The sequence below is a fragment of the Pseudorhodobacter turbinis genome (genome assembly GCF_005234135.1).
Lineage (GTDB): Bacteria > Pseudomonadota > Alphaproteobacteria > Rhodobacterales > Rhodobacteraceae > Pseudorhodobacter > Pseudorhodobacter turbinis.
On record NZ_CP039965.1, the window covers coordinates 563,887 to 578,746 of the forward strand.

The following is a 14,860-nucleotide window of genomic DNA, read 5'->3' on the forward strand; positions in this document are numbered from 1 at the left end:
CAAGCGCTTTTCCAAATCGATTCGCACCAGCTGGATCAGATCGCGTCCAGACCGGCACGCAGATCCGCAATCAGGTCATCCGCATCCTCCAGCCCGACCGACAGGCGGATCAGGCCCGGCGTGATGCCAAGAGCCGTCTTTTGCGCGTCGGGCAGACGTTGGTGGGTCGTTGTCGCCGGATGGGTCGCGATCGATTTCGCATCGCCCAAGTTGTTAGAGATTTTGATGATGTCCAATGCGTTCATAAAGCGAAACGCTTCCGCCTTACCGCCTTTGATATCAAGGGCCAGCATGGTGCCGCCCGTCCCCATCTGCCGCGCCGCCAGCTCGGCCTGCGGGTGGCTGTAAAGGCCGGGATAGATGACGTTGGACAGGCGATCGTCGCCCTCAAGTGCTGTCGCGATTTTTGCCGCGGCTTCGGCCATTGCACGGCAGCGCAGGTCCATCGTGGCCATACCGTTCAGCATGATCCAAGCGGTAAAGGGGCTCATCGAGCCGCCCGTATGTTTCAGATAGGGTTCCGCCACGGTGCGGATAAATTCGCGTGTACCGCAAACAACGCCGCCAAGCGCACGGCCCTGCCCGTCCACATGTTTGGTCGTGGAATAGACGACAACATCGGCGCCCTGCTCCACTGCGCGGCTAAAAATTGGCGTGGCAAAGACATTGTCCACCACCACGGTCGCGCCAACCTTATGCGCGATCTTTGAGACCGCCTCGATATCGACCAGCTCCAGCGTAGGGTTTGACATCGATTCAAAGAACACCGCCTTGGTGCCGGGCACGCAGGCGGCCTCCCATGCGGCCAGATCGGCACCGTCAACAAAGGTGACATTGACACCGTAGCGCGTCAGAACCTCTTCCAGTACATAAAGGCATGACCCGAACAGCGCCCGCGACGACACCACATGATCGCCCGCCTTCAGCATCGAGGTCAGCGCACCCGAAACCGCCGCCATGCCGCTTGCGGTGGCAAAAGCATCCTCGGTGCCCTCGATCGCGGCCATACGGTCTTCGAACATGCGCACGGTGGGGTTGCCATAGCGGGCATAGATGAACTCATCCTCGCCCGCCTTGATGAACCGTGCCTCGGCCGCCTCGGCGCTTTCATAGACAAAGCCCTGCGTCATAAAGATCGCCTCGGCCATCTCGCCATATTGGCTGCGGCGGCTGCCTTCATGCACCAGTTGCGTACGCGTTTTCCAAGTCTTCGCCATGTTGGCCCCCGGCAGTTAAAACCCCGGAGACTCAGAGGGTGCAAAGGCAATGCCCGAACCCTCTTTAGCGGTTTATTTACCGTGGCCCGCAATCCGGTAACAAAGCGCCACGGCAATTTTCTTAAACCCGGTGCGACAAAACGTCAACGCCCCTTGGTTGGGAACCATATCCCCCGCTCGCGCGTTGTCACCACTCTTGGCGAAAAAATTTCAAGGAATAGCGTTCACATGGCAGCAGGCACACTCGAGACGGCACAGACGATCGACCTCGATCCCAATAAGGCAATCGCCCGAATAGATGCGTGGTTTGACGGTTTGATCGGGTTGCTGCCCAATATCGTCGTCGCACTGATTTTTGCTGTCATTATGTGGTATGTGGCGCGGGGTGTGGCCTTTGCCATCCAGCGCACGGCGGCCGCGCGCAAACGCGACAATCTGGGGGATATTCTGGCCGGGTTTGCCCGCTGGTCGGTGTTCGTCTTTGGTGTGATGATCGCGCTAACAATCGTTCTGCCCAGCCTCAACCCCGGGGATCTGGTTGCAGGGCTTGGGATTGGCACGGTCGCCATCGGCTTTGCCTTCAAGGATATCTTGCAAAACTGGCTGGCCGGTTTGCTGTTGCTGTTGCGCCAGCCTTTCGGTGTCGGGGATGAGATCGAGGTGGGGGGCCATTCGGGCACGATAGAGCGCATCGAAAGTCGCGCAACCTTGATCCGAACCTATGACGGGCAGCGTGTGATCATCCCCAACGCCGAGCTTTACACCGATGTCGTGCAGGTGATCACGGCCTATCCCGCGCGTCGGCTGCAAATGGATTTTGGCATCGGCTATGATGATGATATCGACAATGCCTGTCAGGTCATGCTGGACGCTGTCGCGGGGATCGAGGGGCTAGAAACCGACCCTGCCCCGCAGGCGCTGCCGTGGTCGCTTGATGCGTCTTGGGTCACGATCCGGCTGCGCTGGTGGGTAAAATCGGACGGGCCCATCATCGGGACGCGGGTCGAGGTGCTTAAATCCGTCAAGCGCGCCTTGGACAATGCCGGCATCGACATCCCCTTCAACGTGCAAACCCATCTGTTTCGCGATGAAACCCCGCCAGAGCTGGCCAAAAAGCGGGCCGAGGCGGTGGCAAACCTGCCCCGCCCCGCACGCGAGGCTTAGGTCTGGCTCACGGCTCTTCTTTCGGCGGCTCGATTCCGTATTTCGAAAATACCCGGCTTTGGGTCATGAAAAACAAAAACAGCGCCGCCGTCAGGCCGAAGGTCTTGAAATTCACCCAAGCCTCGGTCGAAAAGCCACGCCACATAATCTCGTTCAACACCGCGAGGGTGACAAAAAACAAAACCAACCGCTTGGTGAGGATCATCCAGCCTTCCTGTTGCATCGGCAGCATCTCCCCCATTACGGATTTGAGGTAGGATTCACCGCGCAGCAAGCCAAAGCCAAGGATGCCCGCGAAAAGCGCATAGATCATCGTGGGCTTCATCTTGAAGAACCGCTCGTCATTCAACCAAACCGAAAGCCCGCCAAAGACCACAACCAAGACCACCGTCATGATCTGCATCTTTGAAAGCTTGCCAGTCAACGCCCACAAGATCCCCGTCGACAGCAGCAACAGCGGAATAAACGCCGCCGTAACCACGATGAACCCGTCATATTCGGTGCCGCCAAAGGTAAAGACCTGATCTTTCAGCTTGATATAGCCAATGAAAAACAGAGCCACCGGCCCCAGCTCCAAGAGCGCCTTCACCCCGCCGCTGATCTTCTTTTCCGCCATCTGTTGTCCCATCATCCTTGGTATCGCCGCCCCGGTTGCGCCTAGTTACCCCTTCTTTGCAGGGACGCCAACCGAACAATGCGGCCGATCACGGCTTTGGGTTCACGGAAACGGCCCGCGTCAACCCTTGCGCCCCGAGGATGTGACCAAATCATAAACCACCAAAGCCGTGGTCAAAAGCGAGATGATCACCAGATCGGGGCTTGGCACCGCCCGGATCAAAATGCCGATGAAACCCGCAAATGCGATGAAGGCGAGGATCGATAAAAATCGGTTCATGCCGTCTCTCCTGCCGTATCAATCCAATCGTAAAGCCATTGCGCGGTGCGCAGCAGCCGTGCATCGCCGCCACGTGGGCCGATCAACTGCACCCCCAGCGGCATGCCGTCCACCTCCAGTATCGGGATGGTCACGGCAGGCGTTCCGCACAGCGTCCAGATCCCGTTGAACCGCGGATCGCCGGTTGTCTCACGCCCCGGGGCGGGGCCAAGGGCGGCCGGGCACAAAATCGCATCGCAGCGCTGGAACACCTCATCCAGCATGGCATTCAAAAGCTTTGGCCAATCAAGTGCGGCGATATAATCGCGGGCAAGGATGGTGTTCCCCTCGGCAATCGCCTCGGTAATGGCCTCGGAAAGCCCGCCCCGCGTGGCATAGGCGTGGTAACAACGCGCCATCTCGGCAAGGTTGATGCGGCGGCGTTCTGCCTCGGCCTTGGCGAACAGATCGGGAAGGGTGATATCGAACGCCTGCTCCCCCAATGCCGCGCCCAGCTCGGCAATCGCGGCAAGGGTTTGTGGATCGGCGCGCTCCGATCCCGGCATTTGCAGGCAGGCAAAAATCGGAGGCAACGGCGCGCCCGCCATCACAGTACGCAGCAGGCCGGGCGGCGGCACGGGAACGCCGTTTTGCTCAGGTGCAAACAGCACATCACAGATCAGCGCCGCTTCACGCGGGGTGCGGGCAAAGACGCCCATCGTATCAAGGCTGGGCGATTGCACCAGCGCCCCTTGCGTAGAGATCGCGCCGAACGTCGGCTTGAACCCCGTCGTTCCGCAAAATGACGCGGGCCGGATGACAGAGCCACCTGTTTGCGTACCCACCGCCAAAGGCACCATCCCCGCCGAGACCGCCGCCGCCGACCCCGAAGACGACCCGCCGGGCGTTCGGTTCGGGTCATGCGGGTTGCGCGTGGTGGAGGGCTGCATAAAGGCCAGCTCTGTCGATACGGTTTTGCCCATGATCAATGCGCCCGCCGATTTCAGCCGCTTGACCAGATCGGCATCAATGCGCGGCACCCGCCCTGCATCCAGCGGCGTGCCGTTTTCGGTGGGAATGCGCGCGGTGTCGATCACATCTTTCAATGCGACCGGAACCCCGTGCAACGGCCCTATGGGCCGCCCCGCCTGCCGCATATTGTCCATCGCCTCGGCCTGACGTCGGATATGATCGGCGTCATACCATGCAAAGGCACCGATATCCGGCTCGACTGCAGTGATGCGTGTCAGATAGCCCTCGGCGGTATCCGCAACGGAAGTTTCCCCCTTGGCCAAGGCATCCCGCAGGGCCAAGGCATCGGTGTAAGTGCGATCAATTCCCATAAAACTGGCTCGGCAGATAAAAGACGATTTGCGGGAAGACATACATCAGGATCATCGCGATGAACACACAACCCAAGAACGGCAGGCACCCCGCGAAAATCTGCGTCAGCTTCACTTCCGGCGGCGCGATCCCCTTGAGGTAATAGGCCGACATCGCCATCGGCGGCGTCAGGAAACTGGTTTGCAGATTCAACGCCACCAAGACGCCAAAGAACAGCGGGTCAATTTCGAATATCACCAAAAGCGGCAGGAAAATCGGCACAAAGATGATGATAATCTCGGACCATTCCAGCGGCCAGCCCAGCAAAAAGATGATAACCTGCGCGAGGATCAAGAACATCAGAGGGGTGAGGTTAAGCGATTGCACGAACTCGCTGATAACATGCTCTCCGCCCAAGTATGAGAACACTGAGCTGAAGGTATAAGAGCCCACGAACAGCCAGCACACCATCGCCGTGGTCCGCAACGTCAGATAGACGCTTTCGCGCATCCGTTGCCATGTCATCGCACGGTACAAAAACGCAAGCAAGATCCCGCCAAGCGCGCCGATAGAGGCGGCCTCGGTGGGCGTGGCAAGGCCGAACAGAATGGAGCCAAGCACGGAAAGGATCAAGAAGGCCAGCGGCACGAATGAGGTGATGACCATCCACAGCAGCTTGGCTGCGGGCACATCCGGCACCTCATCTTTGGTGGGGCGTGGGGCCACGCTTGGCTGCAGGATCGACCGCCCGATCACATAGGCCAGATACAGCCCCGTCAGCGTCAACCCCGGCAGCAAGGCCCCCGCATAAAGCCGCACGATCGACACATTGGACGCTGCCGCATAGACGATCAGCATGATCGACGGCGGGATCAAAATCCCCAAGGTGCCGCCTGCACAGATAATCCCGCTGGCAAAGGACGGATCATAGCGCGCCTTGAGCATCGCAGGCAGAGCAAGCAACCCCATCAAAGTTACCACCGCACCCACGATCCCCGTGGCCGTGGCAAACAATGCGCAGGTGATAAGTGCCGCCACCCCCATGCTGCCCGGCATCCGCCGTGACGCGATATTCAGCGTGTCAAACAGCCGGTTCACGATATTGGCACGCTCGACAATATAGCCCATGAACAAGAACAGCGGCACGGCTGTCAGCACCTCGTTGCTCATGACATTATAGGTTTGGTTGACGAACAGATCGAATATTCGACTGTTGAATAACCCCTCCCACCAAGCGCTGGTCTGATCCCACCATGAGGCCGTATCAGCATCCAGCCGATCATAGGATCGCCACATCCGGCGCGTATCGAAATAGGCGTAATAGCCAAAGCCGATCCCCATTGCCATCAGCGTAAAGGCAATCGGAAAGCCAAGGAAAACGAAGACGATAAACAGCCCCAACATGAAAAGGGCGATTTGCGGATCGGTCATGAATGGGCGTCCTTTTCGGCTTTGCTCGCCTGCTGCATCAATAGGTCTTCGGTCTCGAATACGTCTTCATCCGCCTCTAGCCATTCGCCGGTGCGGATACAGTGAATGCAGCGAAATACCTCGGCAATGCCTTGGATAAACAGCAACACACCGGCCACGACGATCACGGTTTTAAACTGGTAAATCGGGATGCCAGCCGGGCTGCTGACGGACACCTCGCCGTATTGCCACGACCGTGCCGCATACTTCCAACCGGCAAAAATCAGGGCCAGAACGCCGGGGAAAAAGAACAGGATGTATAGCACCAGATCCACCCGTGCCTGCCAGCGTGTTGACCATAGCCGGTAAAGGAAATCCCCCCGCACATGGCCGCGCCGCGACAAGGTATAGGCCCCGCCCATCATGAAAAGTGTGCCATACATGATAAAGGACATATCCAACGCCCAAGCCGTCGGGCTGTTAAGGACGTAGCGCACGAACACTTCATACCCCGTGCCAAAAGACATCAACACGATAAGCCAGGCGAAGGTTTTGCCGAACCATGCAGAGACAGCATCGGCGAACCGGATATAGCTATACATTAAAAGTTCCCCAAGGTTTGCGAAAATGCCCCCGCCGCAAAGGACGGGGGCCGCGCCATCAAAGCTTCAGGCGATCAGGGAAGTAGTGATTATACGCAAGCCCGTAATCCGGCGCGTTCATCAGCTCATAGAACACGACGTCCTTGACCCAGGCGCGCTGGCTGTCGAGGCACTTCTTCATATAGGGATCGGCCTCCAGCTCTGGGATCAGCTCATCCCAAGCGGCGATCTGGGCGGCCAGAATCTCATCCGAGGTGCGGACGATATTGACCCCTGCCTCTTCCTCTAGCCACTTCAGGTCGGCGGAATAGCGGCGCGCGGCCTTGGCGACGTTGGCCGTGGAAACCGCCTCAACCCCGTGGATCAGGATCGCTTTCAGATCCGGTTCCAGATCCTCCATTAAAAGACCGTTGAACAGGAACTCAAAGCTTTCCGAGGCTTGGTGATAAGACGCCAGCAAATAGTTCTTGGCCACATCCTGCGCGCCAAAATCGCGGTCCGAGGACGGGTTGTTGAACTCGAACGCGTCGATCACGCCACGCTCCATCGCGGGGACAATTTCGCCGCCCGGAAGCTGGGCCACCGACATGCCAAGCTTGGCCATCAGATCAGCGGCCAGACCTACAGTACGGTATTTGAAGCCCTGAAGCTCTGCCACGCTGGAGACGGGATTTTTGAACCAGCCAAAGGGCTGCGCTGGCATCGGGAAGGCCATATAGCCGTCGATATCAAGGCCCATGATGTCTTGTGTCAGCTCATCATAAAGCGCCTTGCCGCCGCCTTCATAAAACCAGTTCATCATCGTCGTGGCCGACCCGCCAAACACGGGGCCGGTGCCAAAAAGCGATGCCGCCTTATGCTTGCCGTACCAATAGACCGGCACGTCATGGCCGATATCCAAAAGCCCGTCATTCACCGCATCAAGCACCTGAAACGCGCCGACAACGGCCCCCGCAGGCAACAGGTCAATCTTGAGCCGCCCGCCCGACATCGCCTCGACGCGGGTCACATAATCCTGCGCCATTTCTTGCCAGACGTTGGACGATGGCCAAGCCGATTGCATCTTGAGCACTTTAGGTGCCTGCGCCAAAACCGCAGGTGCGGCCAATGCACCAAGGCCCGCAGCCCCACCGCCCAGTGCGGATTTTTTCAGAAATGACCGTCGGCCCATATTTCGAGTATCTGTCACGTCAATCCTCCCAGATTATCCAAGTCTGGCGCCACGAAAGGCACCGACCATTTTGACATCACAGGCCACCAATCCGGCGGCCTTCTACCGATATAGCTGCCCCCGTTAAGGGGAAAGCTTTCTTCCTCCCACAACATGTCTAGGATGGAAATTTGACCGAGTAAACAAAAATGCTGCCCCCGCAGATTATCACATGATCCGCGCTTAAACTTTGGCCCGTGAGGCTGACCGACCACGGCTTGCCCTTGCGCGCATGCCATTACGGCAGGATGATTTTGGTGTTTTCCGCGCCTAGGGCCGCCGCCAATGCGCCATCGGGGCGCCTATCGGTGACAAGATGCCCGATCTCGGCGATATCCGCGATTTTGACCAGATGGCGCTGCCCGAATTTGCTGCCATCCATTAAAAAATACCGCGTGGCGCTTTGCTCCATCATCGTGCGCTTCACCGCTGCAAAGCCGTCGATTGCCTCGCTTACGCCCGCCTCGCTTAGGGCCGAAGCCCCCAGATAGCAGGCATCAACATGATAGCGCCGCAGAAAGTCACAGGTCTCGGTGCCGACCAAAGCGGCCTCGTCGTTCAGATAGCTGCCCGGCGTCATGATCACCGTTGTCCCCTCGGACGACCCAAGGATCATTGCGACCTGCAAGCTGTTCGTTACAACCGTGACCTGCCTGTGCAAAACGGCAAGCGCGCGGGCAAACTCCATCACGGTGGAACCGGCGTCGATCATCAATTGCTGACCGTCCTGCACCAGATGGGCCGCTTTATGGGCCAGCCGCCGCCGTTCCTCAAGACGCTCGCGCTGGCGTTCGTCCAGCACCCGACGCGTGCCCGATGCGCAAGGCGATGCCCCGCCATGGGATTTTTGCAAAAGCCCCTGCGCGCTCAGATCCGCAATATCACGCCGCACTGTTTCGGTCGTAACGCCAAACTTGGCTGCCAGATCAACAACGCGCACATGCGGTGCCAATCGCAGCTCCAACAAGATTTGCGTATGACGCTCCGATTTCTTCAGATTGGGGTGATCAGGGTCGCCGCTCATTGTCGTCTCCCGATTATATTTCTGGATATTACCAAATCTATTAGCGAAAAATGTTGCAAACAGAAAGATAAAGTGTTGCTATTCACAACAATCGTCCCGCCGATCCTATGCGGGAACAACCAGGGAGGAGACATAAATGTCCAAGGACAGAATTTTCACGACGAGCCTTTTGGCAGCCCTTGCCATGACCGGCACGGCCGCCTTCGCACAAGAGGATTGCGCCGAGCGTGGCGCGCTGGATACCATGTTTTGTGACGCAAACGGCGACCTTGTTGCCGATGCACCGACAGACGCCAGCAAGCTCAAAGACCCATCGACGCTGGTTTTCGCCTATACCCCCGTTGAGGACCCCGCAATTTACGCCGACATCTGGACGCCTTTCATTGACCACATGAAAGCGGTCACCGGCAAGGACGTGCAATTCTTTGCGGTTCAGTCAAACTCTGCCGAGGTTGAGGCAATGCGCTCCGGCCGTTTGCATATCGCGGGCTTTTCCACCGGGCCAACGCCTTTTGCGGTCAACCTTGCCGGTGTGGAACCCTTTGCCATCATGGGCGCGGATGACGGCCAGTTCGGCTATAAGCTGCAAGTTTATACGCAAGCCGATAGTGACATCAAGGAAATGCCCGACCTAAAGGGCAAACGCGTGGCGCATACCTCGCCCACGTCGAACTCTGGCAACCAGGCACCCCGTGCCCTCTTCCCTGATCTGGGTGTTATCCCCGATGAAGATTATGAGGTTACCTATTCCGGCAGCCACGACCAATCCATGTTGGGCGTTGTCGCAGGCGATTATGATGCGGCCCCCGTTGCCTCTGAGGTTGTTGACCGGATGGCGGAACGCGGCCTTTACGACCCCGCGGACGTGCGCATCATCTGGGAAAGCGATCCCTTCCCGACGACCTCTTACGGCTTGGCCCACGACCTTACACCGGAGCTGAAGGACAAAATCAAAGAGGCCTTCTTTACCTTTGATTTCGCAGGCACCGCCTTGGGTGAGGAATTCGCTGGCGTCAGCAAGTTCGTCCCGATCACCTACAAGGACCAATGGGCTGTCATCCGGCAAATCCAAGCGGCAAACGGTGTGGAATACACACCACAAGGTCTTGCTGCGGAATAATTTTTCTTGTCGAGGCCGGTCCTTGGGATCGGCCTCGCTAATAAGGCGTCAAACATGCTGAAAATTACTGACCTCGTCAAACGCTACGGCGACGGCGATCCGGTGCTCAAGAACCTCGACCTGACCATTGAAGGGGAAAGTGTTGTCTCCATCATCGGGTCATCGGGGGCGGGCAAAAGCACCTTACTGCGCTGTATCAACCGGCTGGTAGAGCCGACCTCCGGTTCGATCAACCTGAACGGGGTTGAGCTGACCGGCCTGCGCGGCCGTGACCTGCGCGCGGCACGGCGCAAGATCGGCATGGTCTTTCAGGGCTTCAACCTTGTTGACCGGCTGACCGTAATGGAAAATGTGCAATCGGGGCGGCTCGGCTATATTTCGACATGGGCCGCGATGACCCGGCGCTACCCCAAAGAGGATATCCGCCGCGCCTATCAATTGATGGAACGCGTGGGCATTGCGCAATATGCTAACACCCGCGCCGACCAGCTTTCGGGCGGGGAACGTCAACGTGTCGGCGTCGTGCGCGCACTGATGCAGGAACCCGATATCTTGCTAGCGGATGAGCCGACAGCCTCGCTTGACCCGAAGACCTCGGAACAGATCATGGGCTTGCTGCGCGATCTGGCCGGAGAGCTGAAGCTGCCCGTGCTGATCAACATCCACAATGTGACCGAGGCCAAGGAATATACCGACCGGATTGTCGGCATGCGCTATGGCCGGATCATCTTTGACGACAAGCCCGCCATGCTCGACCAGGCCGCCATGGACGAGATCTATGCCGGCAGCCCCCATGCCGACCGCGGCAAGGTGGACGCGACATGAGCATCGAGCGCGACACCTGGACCAAGCCCCCCTTTATCGCCAACCCTGCCCTGCGGTGGGCCGTCTATCTGGGCGTGATCGCCTATTTCGGCTGGGTTGGCATGAGTATGCCCATCGATTGGCAGCGCGTTTCCGAAGGCATCGGACGGGCGGGTAAAATCTTTAGCGGGGCATTTCCTCCCAGCTTTGAGCGTAGTCAGTTGCTGATTGACGGCTTCCTCGAAAGCCTCAAGATCGCGGTGCTTGCCACGGCCGGCGGGGTGCTTTTGTCGATTCCTATCGCCTTTATGGCCGCCAGCAATATGGCCCCCCGCCCCGTTTTCTATCTGGGCCGCGCCATCATCATCATCGCGCGCAGTTTCCACCCCGTTATCGTCGCGATCCTCTTTGTGAAAGCCGTCGGCTTTGGCCCCTTTGCGGGCGTGTTGACGCTGATCGTCTATTCCATCGGTTTTGTCGCCAAGATGCTGGCCGAACGGATCGAAGAGATCGACTTCGGGCAGGTAGAGGCCATGCGCGCCGCCGGTGCGCCTTATCTGTCTACGTTGATCTATGCGATTTTCCCGCAGATCATACCGCGCCAGATCGGTTTGACCATCTATCAGTTGGATTCGAACCTGCGCGCCTCGGCTGTTGTCGGGCTGGTAGGTGCCGGCGGGATCGGGGCCACGCTTGCCAATGCATTCGGGCGCTATGATTACGATTTCGCATTGGCCATCACAATTGTCATCGTTGGCGTGATCCTTATCTCTGAGGCGATCAGCGGCATCATCCGGAAGCGTATCCAATGACCAGTCTTTCAGAACAGTTTGGCCGCGACGAATGGGCTCGCTTCACGTTCAAACAACGTATGTCACGTTATGCCATCTTGCTTGGCTGCGGACTAATAATCGCTTGGGCGCTGACCTCGATTGAGGTGATCTGGCCATGGGTCTGGGGCGCACCAGAACAGATCGGCGATCTGTTTGGCCGGATGTATCCGCCAGATCCCAGCAACCTTGCCAGCATCCTAAGTGTGCTTTGGGATACGGTGAATATCGCCAGCTTTGCGACCGCCTTTGCGGTGCTTTTGTCGCTGCCGGTCGCCTATATCTCGGCGCAAAACACCACGCCCAACCGCGCAACCTTGTGGCTGGGGCGGTTGATCTTGGTGACCTCGCGTTCGGTCAATACGATCATCTGGGCACTGTTATTTGTGGCCATCTTCGGTCCGGGCGTCGTTGCCGGCATCATCGCGATCATGTTCCGCTCTATCGGCTTTATCGGCAAGCTTTTGGGTGAGGCCATCGAGGAAATCGACAAGCGCCCAGTTGAGGCGCTGGAGGCCACAGGCGCATCGCGTTTCAAGGTGATCCTCTATGCCATCGTGCCGCAAGTTATGCCCACGTTTTGGGCGGTCGCGATCCTGCGTTGGGATATCAACCTGCGCGAATCCACCGTGCTGGGCCTTGTCGGGGCTGGCGGTATCGGGATTGTCCTGCAAGGGGCCATCGATACCTTCAACTGGCCCGAAGTCGCGACCATTCTGCTTGCCATCATTGTACTGGTCATCATTGGCGAGGTCATCTCGGCCTTCCTGCGGCGGCGGATCCTGTGACAGGGCATCATGCGATTGATCCGGCCAAGGCCTTCGCGGCTTACCTGAATGTGCGCCACCGCCTGCCAAAGATGACGGGCCGCGGTGGCGCATCACAGGCTGCTTTCGCCGATATTACCGCCCCTTTCGATCTGGTCCTCTTTGATGCTTATGGGGTGCTTAATGTCGGGGAAACCGCGATTCCCGGTGCGGCGGCATCGGTCCGTGCGTTGCGCGCCGCGGGGAAATCCGTTGCCGTTGTCTCGAACTCGGCCGCCTACCCCAAATCCCATATGATGGCGCGCTACCACAAGCTTGGCTTTGACTTTGCCGAGTCCGAGGTTGTCACCAGCCGGGACGCGCTCTTGCAACGCATCGCGGCAGAGCCGGAACTGCGCTGGGGCTTGATGCTGAACCCCAACGTCGCGTTGGGTGAGCTGGCGACCCTCGATGCGATCGTGCTGACCGACGATCCGGCAGCGTATGATGAAGTTGACGGCTTCCTCTTGATCGGCGCTGACGGCTGGACCGAGCGCCGCCAGACCCTGTTGGAGGCAGCACTTGCCCGCGCCCCGCGTCCCGTTTTTGTCGGCAACCCCGATCTGGTCGCCCCGCGCGAAAACGGCCTATCGCTGGAGCCGGGCTGGTTCGCCCATCGCCTCGCGGATCGGATGGATATTGCGCCCACTTTCCTTGGCAAACCTTTTCCCGAGGTTTTTGATCTGGCGATGACGCGCCTTGCAGCACCGGTCGCGGCCGACCGAGTGCTGATGGTCGGGGACACGCTCCACACCGATATCCTTGGCGGGCGTCAAGCAGGGTTTGCCACCGCATTGGTGACCGCGCACGGATCGCTGGCCGGCCTCAACGTGGATGATGCCATTGACGCCTCCGGCATCACTCCCGATTTTATCGTCCCGCATATTTAATCGCGAGATCCATTCATCGGAACCGGAAGCAATGCGATTGTAGCGCAAAGCTTCCGGTAACTGTTCTATGTGGCATCCCGCAGTTAAGGGACTGCTAGCCCTTGTTTCACCTTAGATACCATATTGTTCGCGCGCGATGTCGCCAAGACCGACCGCATCAAGCTTGGCCAAAGGTGCCAGAAACGTCACCTGGATCACACCCGGCGCACGCCCGATTTCGATTGCGCCATTTATCGTTGCACGATTCCGGACCTCGGCCACGCTCATTTTCAGCAATGCGGCGGCTCTTTCAAGGCCGTTGTCGATCGCGGCATTCATGCCCGCGGCAGTCCCGATGACCGAGATCGGCGCTGTGGCCTCGATGGCCTGCACACCGTATTTCTCCGCGAGCTTCTGCGCTTTGGCGGTTTCTGCGGTCGAGAACGGACGCGCCATAGGTGGGAGATCTTCGAGCAGTGGGAAGAGGACCGGACCATCAATCGGCCAATCTTTTAGCACCGAAACCTGCAACGTGACGGAACCGGCGACATCCATCGTATGGCCGGCAATCTCGCCGTCACCTTGGCCCGCGTGCATATCCCCCATGTAAAGCCCGCCACCGGCAACCTTGACCGGACACACCAGAACCGCACCTGCGCGGACCGCGTCAATATCCATGTGACCGTCTGTCTTGTTGGTGATGATCTGCTCATGCGTCAGCCCATAGGCATGCGGAGCGTTTTCAAGGAAAGCGCCGAAATCACCCGCGTTATGGCTGTCTGGCATCGCGATGGAAGGACAGGTTCCAAGCTGCCCCATGAAGGGGCGCATACGGACCATGACACCGGGCATATCAGACGGCGCATAGGTCAGGATCGAGTGCTGGCGGGAATTATCGGGCAATGCCGCATAGTTGGCGGCGTCCTTGGCGATGGCGTCCGCCGCCGTCTTGGGCAGGGTCAGGCCTACGGCTCCGGTCGGGTCGAAGGTGACCGTATAGCCATGCACAATCTCGAACGGGGTGACCGAATTGCCGCATTTGTCACAATGTACGGCTTTGGGGCCGATCCCTTCGATATGGGTTTCCGGCCAGACTTCATCACAGGTCGGACAGCGTGCCGCGACATACGGGTCCCCAAGGCAAAACCCTTCGGGAGAGCTGTCATGCCCAGATGACGTCGCCAGCGATGTCACTGTCACATCCCGGATGTGCACGATCAACGCATCTCCCGGTTCTGCACCATCAACATGGACGGGACGAGTCACCTCATGTCCGCCACGTAGCCGTGGGGTAATCATTGGCCCCCAACAGCCCGGCGCGGTATTGGCAATGATCGTTCCCCCATTGGCAAGTGGGCCAAGCATCGGCTGATCGGGATCCAGCACCGAATTGGTGAACTCGTTGACGACAATGCTGCGGCGTAACGAGGGGGTCGGGTTTCCATCTGCCATGGTATTTCCTTTCGATTTAGATGCATGAATTCACGCACGTATCACACCAAGCTTGGTCCCCCCAAAGGGGTGCTGTCAAGAACCCCAACTCAAAGCGCGCGCCCCATGTCCAAAATTCAGGCGCTCGCGACAAAGACGCCGTCGGCGTAATCAAA

General features: G+C 58.6%; 15 protein-coding genes and 1 riboswitch. Of the genes, 6 read left to right on the plus strand and 9 right to left on the minus strand.

Annotation, left to right across the window (positions count from 1 at the left end):
- Positions 1-35: 35 nt before the first annotated feature.
- Positions 36-1,217 carry an O-succinylhomoserine sulfhydrylase gene (gene metZ / locus EOK75_RS15025; protein WP_137194897.1) on the minus strand — a complete coding sequence of 394 codons (1,182 nt, stop codon included), beginning with the start codon at positions 1,215-1,217 and terminating at the stop codon, positions 36-38.
- A 43-nt stretch (positions 1,218-1,260) separates the two neighbouring features.
- Positions 1,261-1,338, minus strand: a riboswitch (SAM riboswitch).
- Positions 1,339-1,445: 107 nt separating this feature from the next.
- Here metZ and EOK75_RS15030 point away from each other — a divergent pair.
- A complete protein-coding gene (locus EOK75_RS15030) occupies positions 1,446-2,381 on the plus strand; it encodes a mechanosensitive ion channel family protein (RefSeq protein ID WP_137194898.1) in 936 nt (311 codons plus the stop codon).
- A 7-nt stretch (positions 2,382-2,388) separates the two neighbouring features.
- On the opposite strand, the gene EOK75_RS15035 is transcribed toward EOK75_RS15030, so the two are convergent.
- The 7 genes from EOK75_RS15035 to EOK75_RS15060 all read right to left on the minus strand — a co-directional run bounded on the left by EOK75_RS15035 (position 2,389) and on the right by EOK75_RS15060 (position 8,824).
- Entirely contained in the window at positions 2,389-2,997 is a 609-nt protein-coding gene (locus tag EOK75_RS15035; RefSeq protein WP_137194899.1) for an inner membrane-spanning protein YciB, read from the minus strand.
- A gap of 120 nt (positions 2,998-3,117) precedes the next feature.
- Entirely contained in the window at positions 3,118-3,276 is a 159-nt protein-coding gene (locus EOK75_RS20885; RefSeq protein ID WP_168199260.1) for a hypothetical protein, read from the minus strand.
- Positions 3,273-4,598, minus strand: a complete 1,326-nt coding sequence (locus EOK75_RS15040; RefSeq protein WP_137194900.1) for an amidase — start codon at positions 4,596-4,598, stop codon at positions 3,273-3,275. The genes EOK75_RS20885 and EOK75_RS15040 overlap by 4 nt, the downstream gene beginning before the upstream one ends.
- A complete protein-coding gene (locus EOK75_RS15045; protein ID WP_137194901.1) occupies positions 4,588-6,009 on the minus strand; it encodes a TRAP transporter large permease in 1,422 nt (473 codons plus the stop codon). Before EOK75_RS15045 ends, EOK75_RS15040 begins: the two co-directional genes overlap by 11 nt.
- Positions 6,006-6,590, minus strand: coding sequence for a TRAP transporter small permease subunit (locus tag EOK75_RS15050; protein ID WP_137194902.1), 585 nt, complete (start codon positions 6,588-6,590; stop codon positions 6,006-6,008). Before EOK75_RS15050 ends, EOK75_RS15045 begins: the two co-directional genes overlap by 4 nt.
- Before the next feature lie 58 nt (positions 6,591-6,648).
- Complete coding sequence (locus tag EOK75_RS15055; protein WP_137195808.1) at positions 6,649-7,761, minus strand: TRAP transporter substrate-binding protein; 1,113 nt, start codon at positions 7,759-7,761, stop codon at positions 6,649-6,651.
- A 277-nt stretch (positions 7,762-8,038) separates the two neighbouring features.
- A complete protein-coding gene (locus EOK75_RS15060) occupies positions 8,039-8,824 on the minus strand; it encodes a DeoR/GlpR family DNA-binding transcription regulator (RefSeq protein ID WP_137194903.1) in 786 nt (261 codons plus the stop codon).
- A 136-nt stretch (positions 8,825-8,960) separates the two neighbouring features.
- On the opposite strand from EOK75_RS15060, the gene phnD reads away from it, so the two are divergent.
- The 5 genes from phnD to EOK75_RS15085 are packed head-to-tail and all read left to right on the plus strand — an operon-like array spanning position 8,961 to position 13,274.
- A complete protein-coding gene (gene phnD, locus EOK75_RS15065; protein WP_137194904.1) occupies positions 8,961-9,944 on the plus strand; it encodes a phosphate/phosphite/phosphonate ABC transporter substrate-binding protein in 984 nt (327 codons plus the stop codon).
- A 54-nt stretch (positions 9,945-9,998) separates the two neighbouring features.
- The gene (gene phnC, locus EOK75_RS15070) at positions 9,999-10,769 is read left to right on the plus strand and encodes a phosphonate ABC transporter ATP-binding protein (RefSeq protein ID WP_137194905.1); all 771 of its coding nucleotides are present in this window, start codon (positions 9,999-10,001) and stop codon (positions 10,767-10,769) included.
- Positions 10,766-11,560, plus strand: a complete 795-nt coding sequence (gene phnE / locus EOK75_RS15075; protein ID WP_137194906.1) for a phosphonate ABC transporter, permease protein PhnE — start codon at positions 10,766-10,768, stop codon at positions 11,558-11,560. The genes phnC and phnE (EOK75_RS15075) overlap by 4 nt, the downstream gene beginning before the upstream one ends.
- Positions 11,557-12,366 (plus strand): phosphonate ABC transporter, permease protein PhnE, encoded by an 810-nt coding sequence (gene phnE / locus EOK75_RS15080; protein ID WP_137194907.1) that lies wholly within the window; start codon positions 11,557-11,559, stop codon positions 12,364-12,366. Before phnE (EOK75_RS15075) ends, phnE (EOK75_RS15080) begins: the two co-directional genes overlap by 4 nt.
- Positions 12,363-13,274 carry an HAD-IIA family hydrolase gene (locus tag EOK75_RS15085; protein WP_420821950.1) on the plus strand — a complete coding sequence of 304 codons (912 nt, stop codon included), beginning with the start codon at positions 12,363-12,365 and terminating at the stop codon, positions 13,272-13,274. Before phnE (EOK75_RS15080) ends, EOK75_RS15085 begins: the two co-directional genes overlap by 4 nt.
- A gap of 111 nt (positions 13,275-13,385) precedes the next feature.
- On the opposite strand, the gene EOK75_RS15090 is transcribed toward EOK75_RS15085, so the two are convergent.
- Entirely contained in the window at positions 13,386-14,705 is a 1,320-nt protein-coding gene (locus EOK75_RS15090; protein ID WP_137194908.1) for an acetamidase/formamidase family protein, read from the minus strand.
- Between the last annotated feature and the right edge of the window lie 155 nt (positions 14,706-14,860).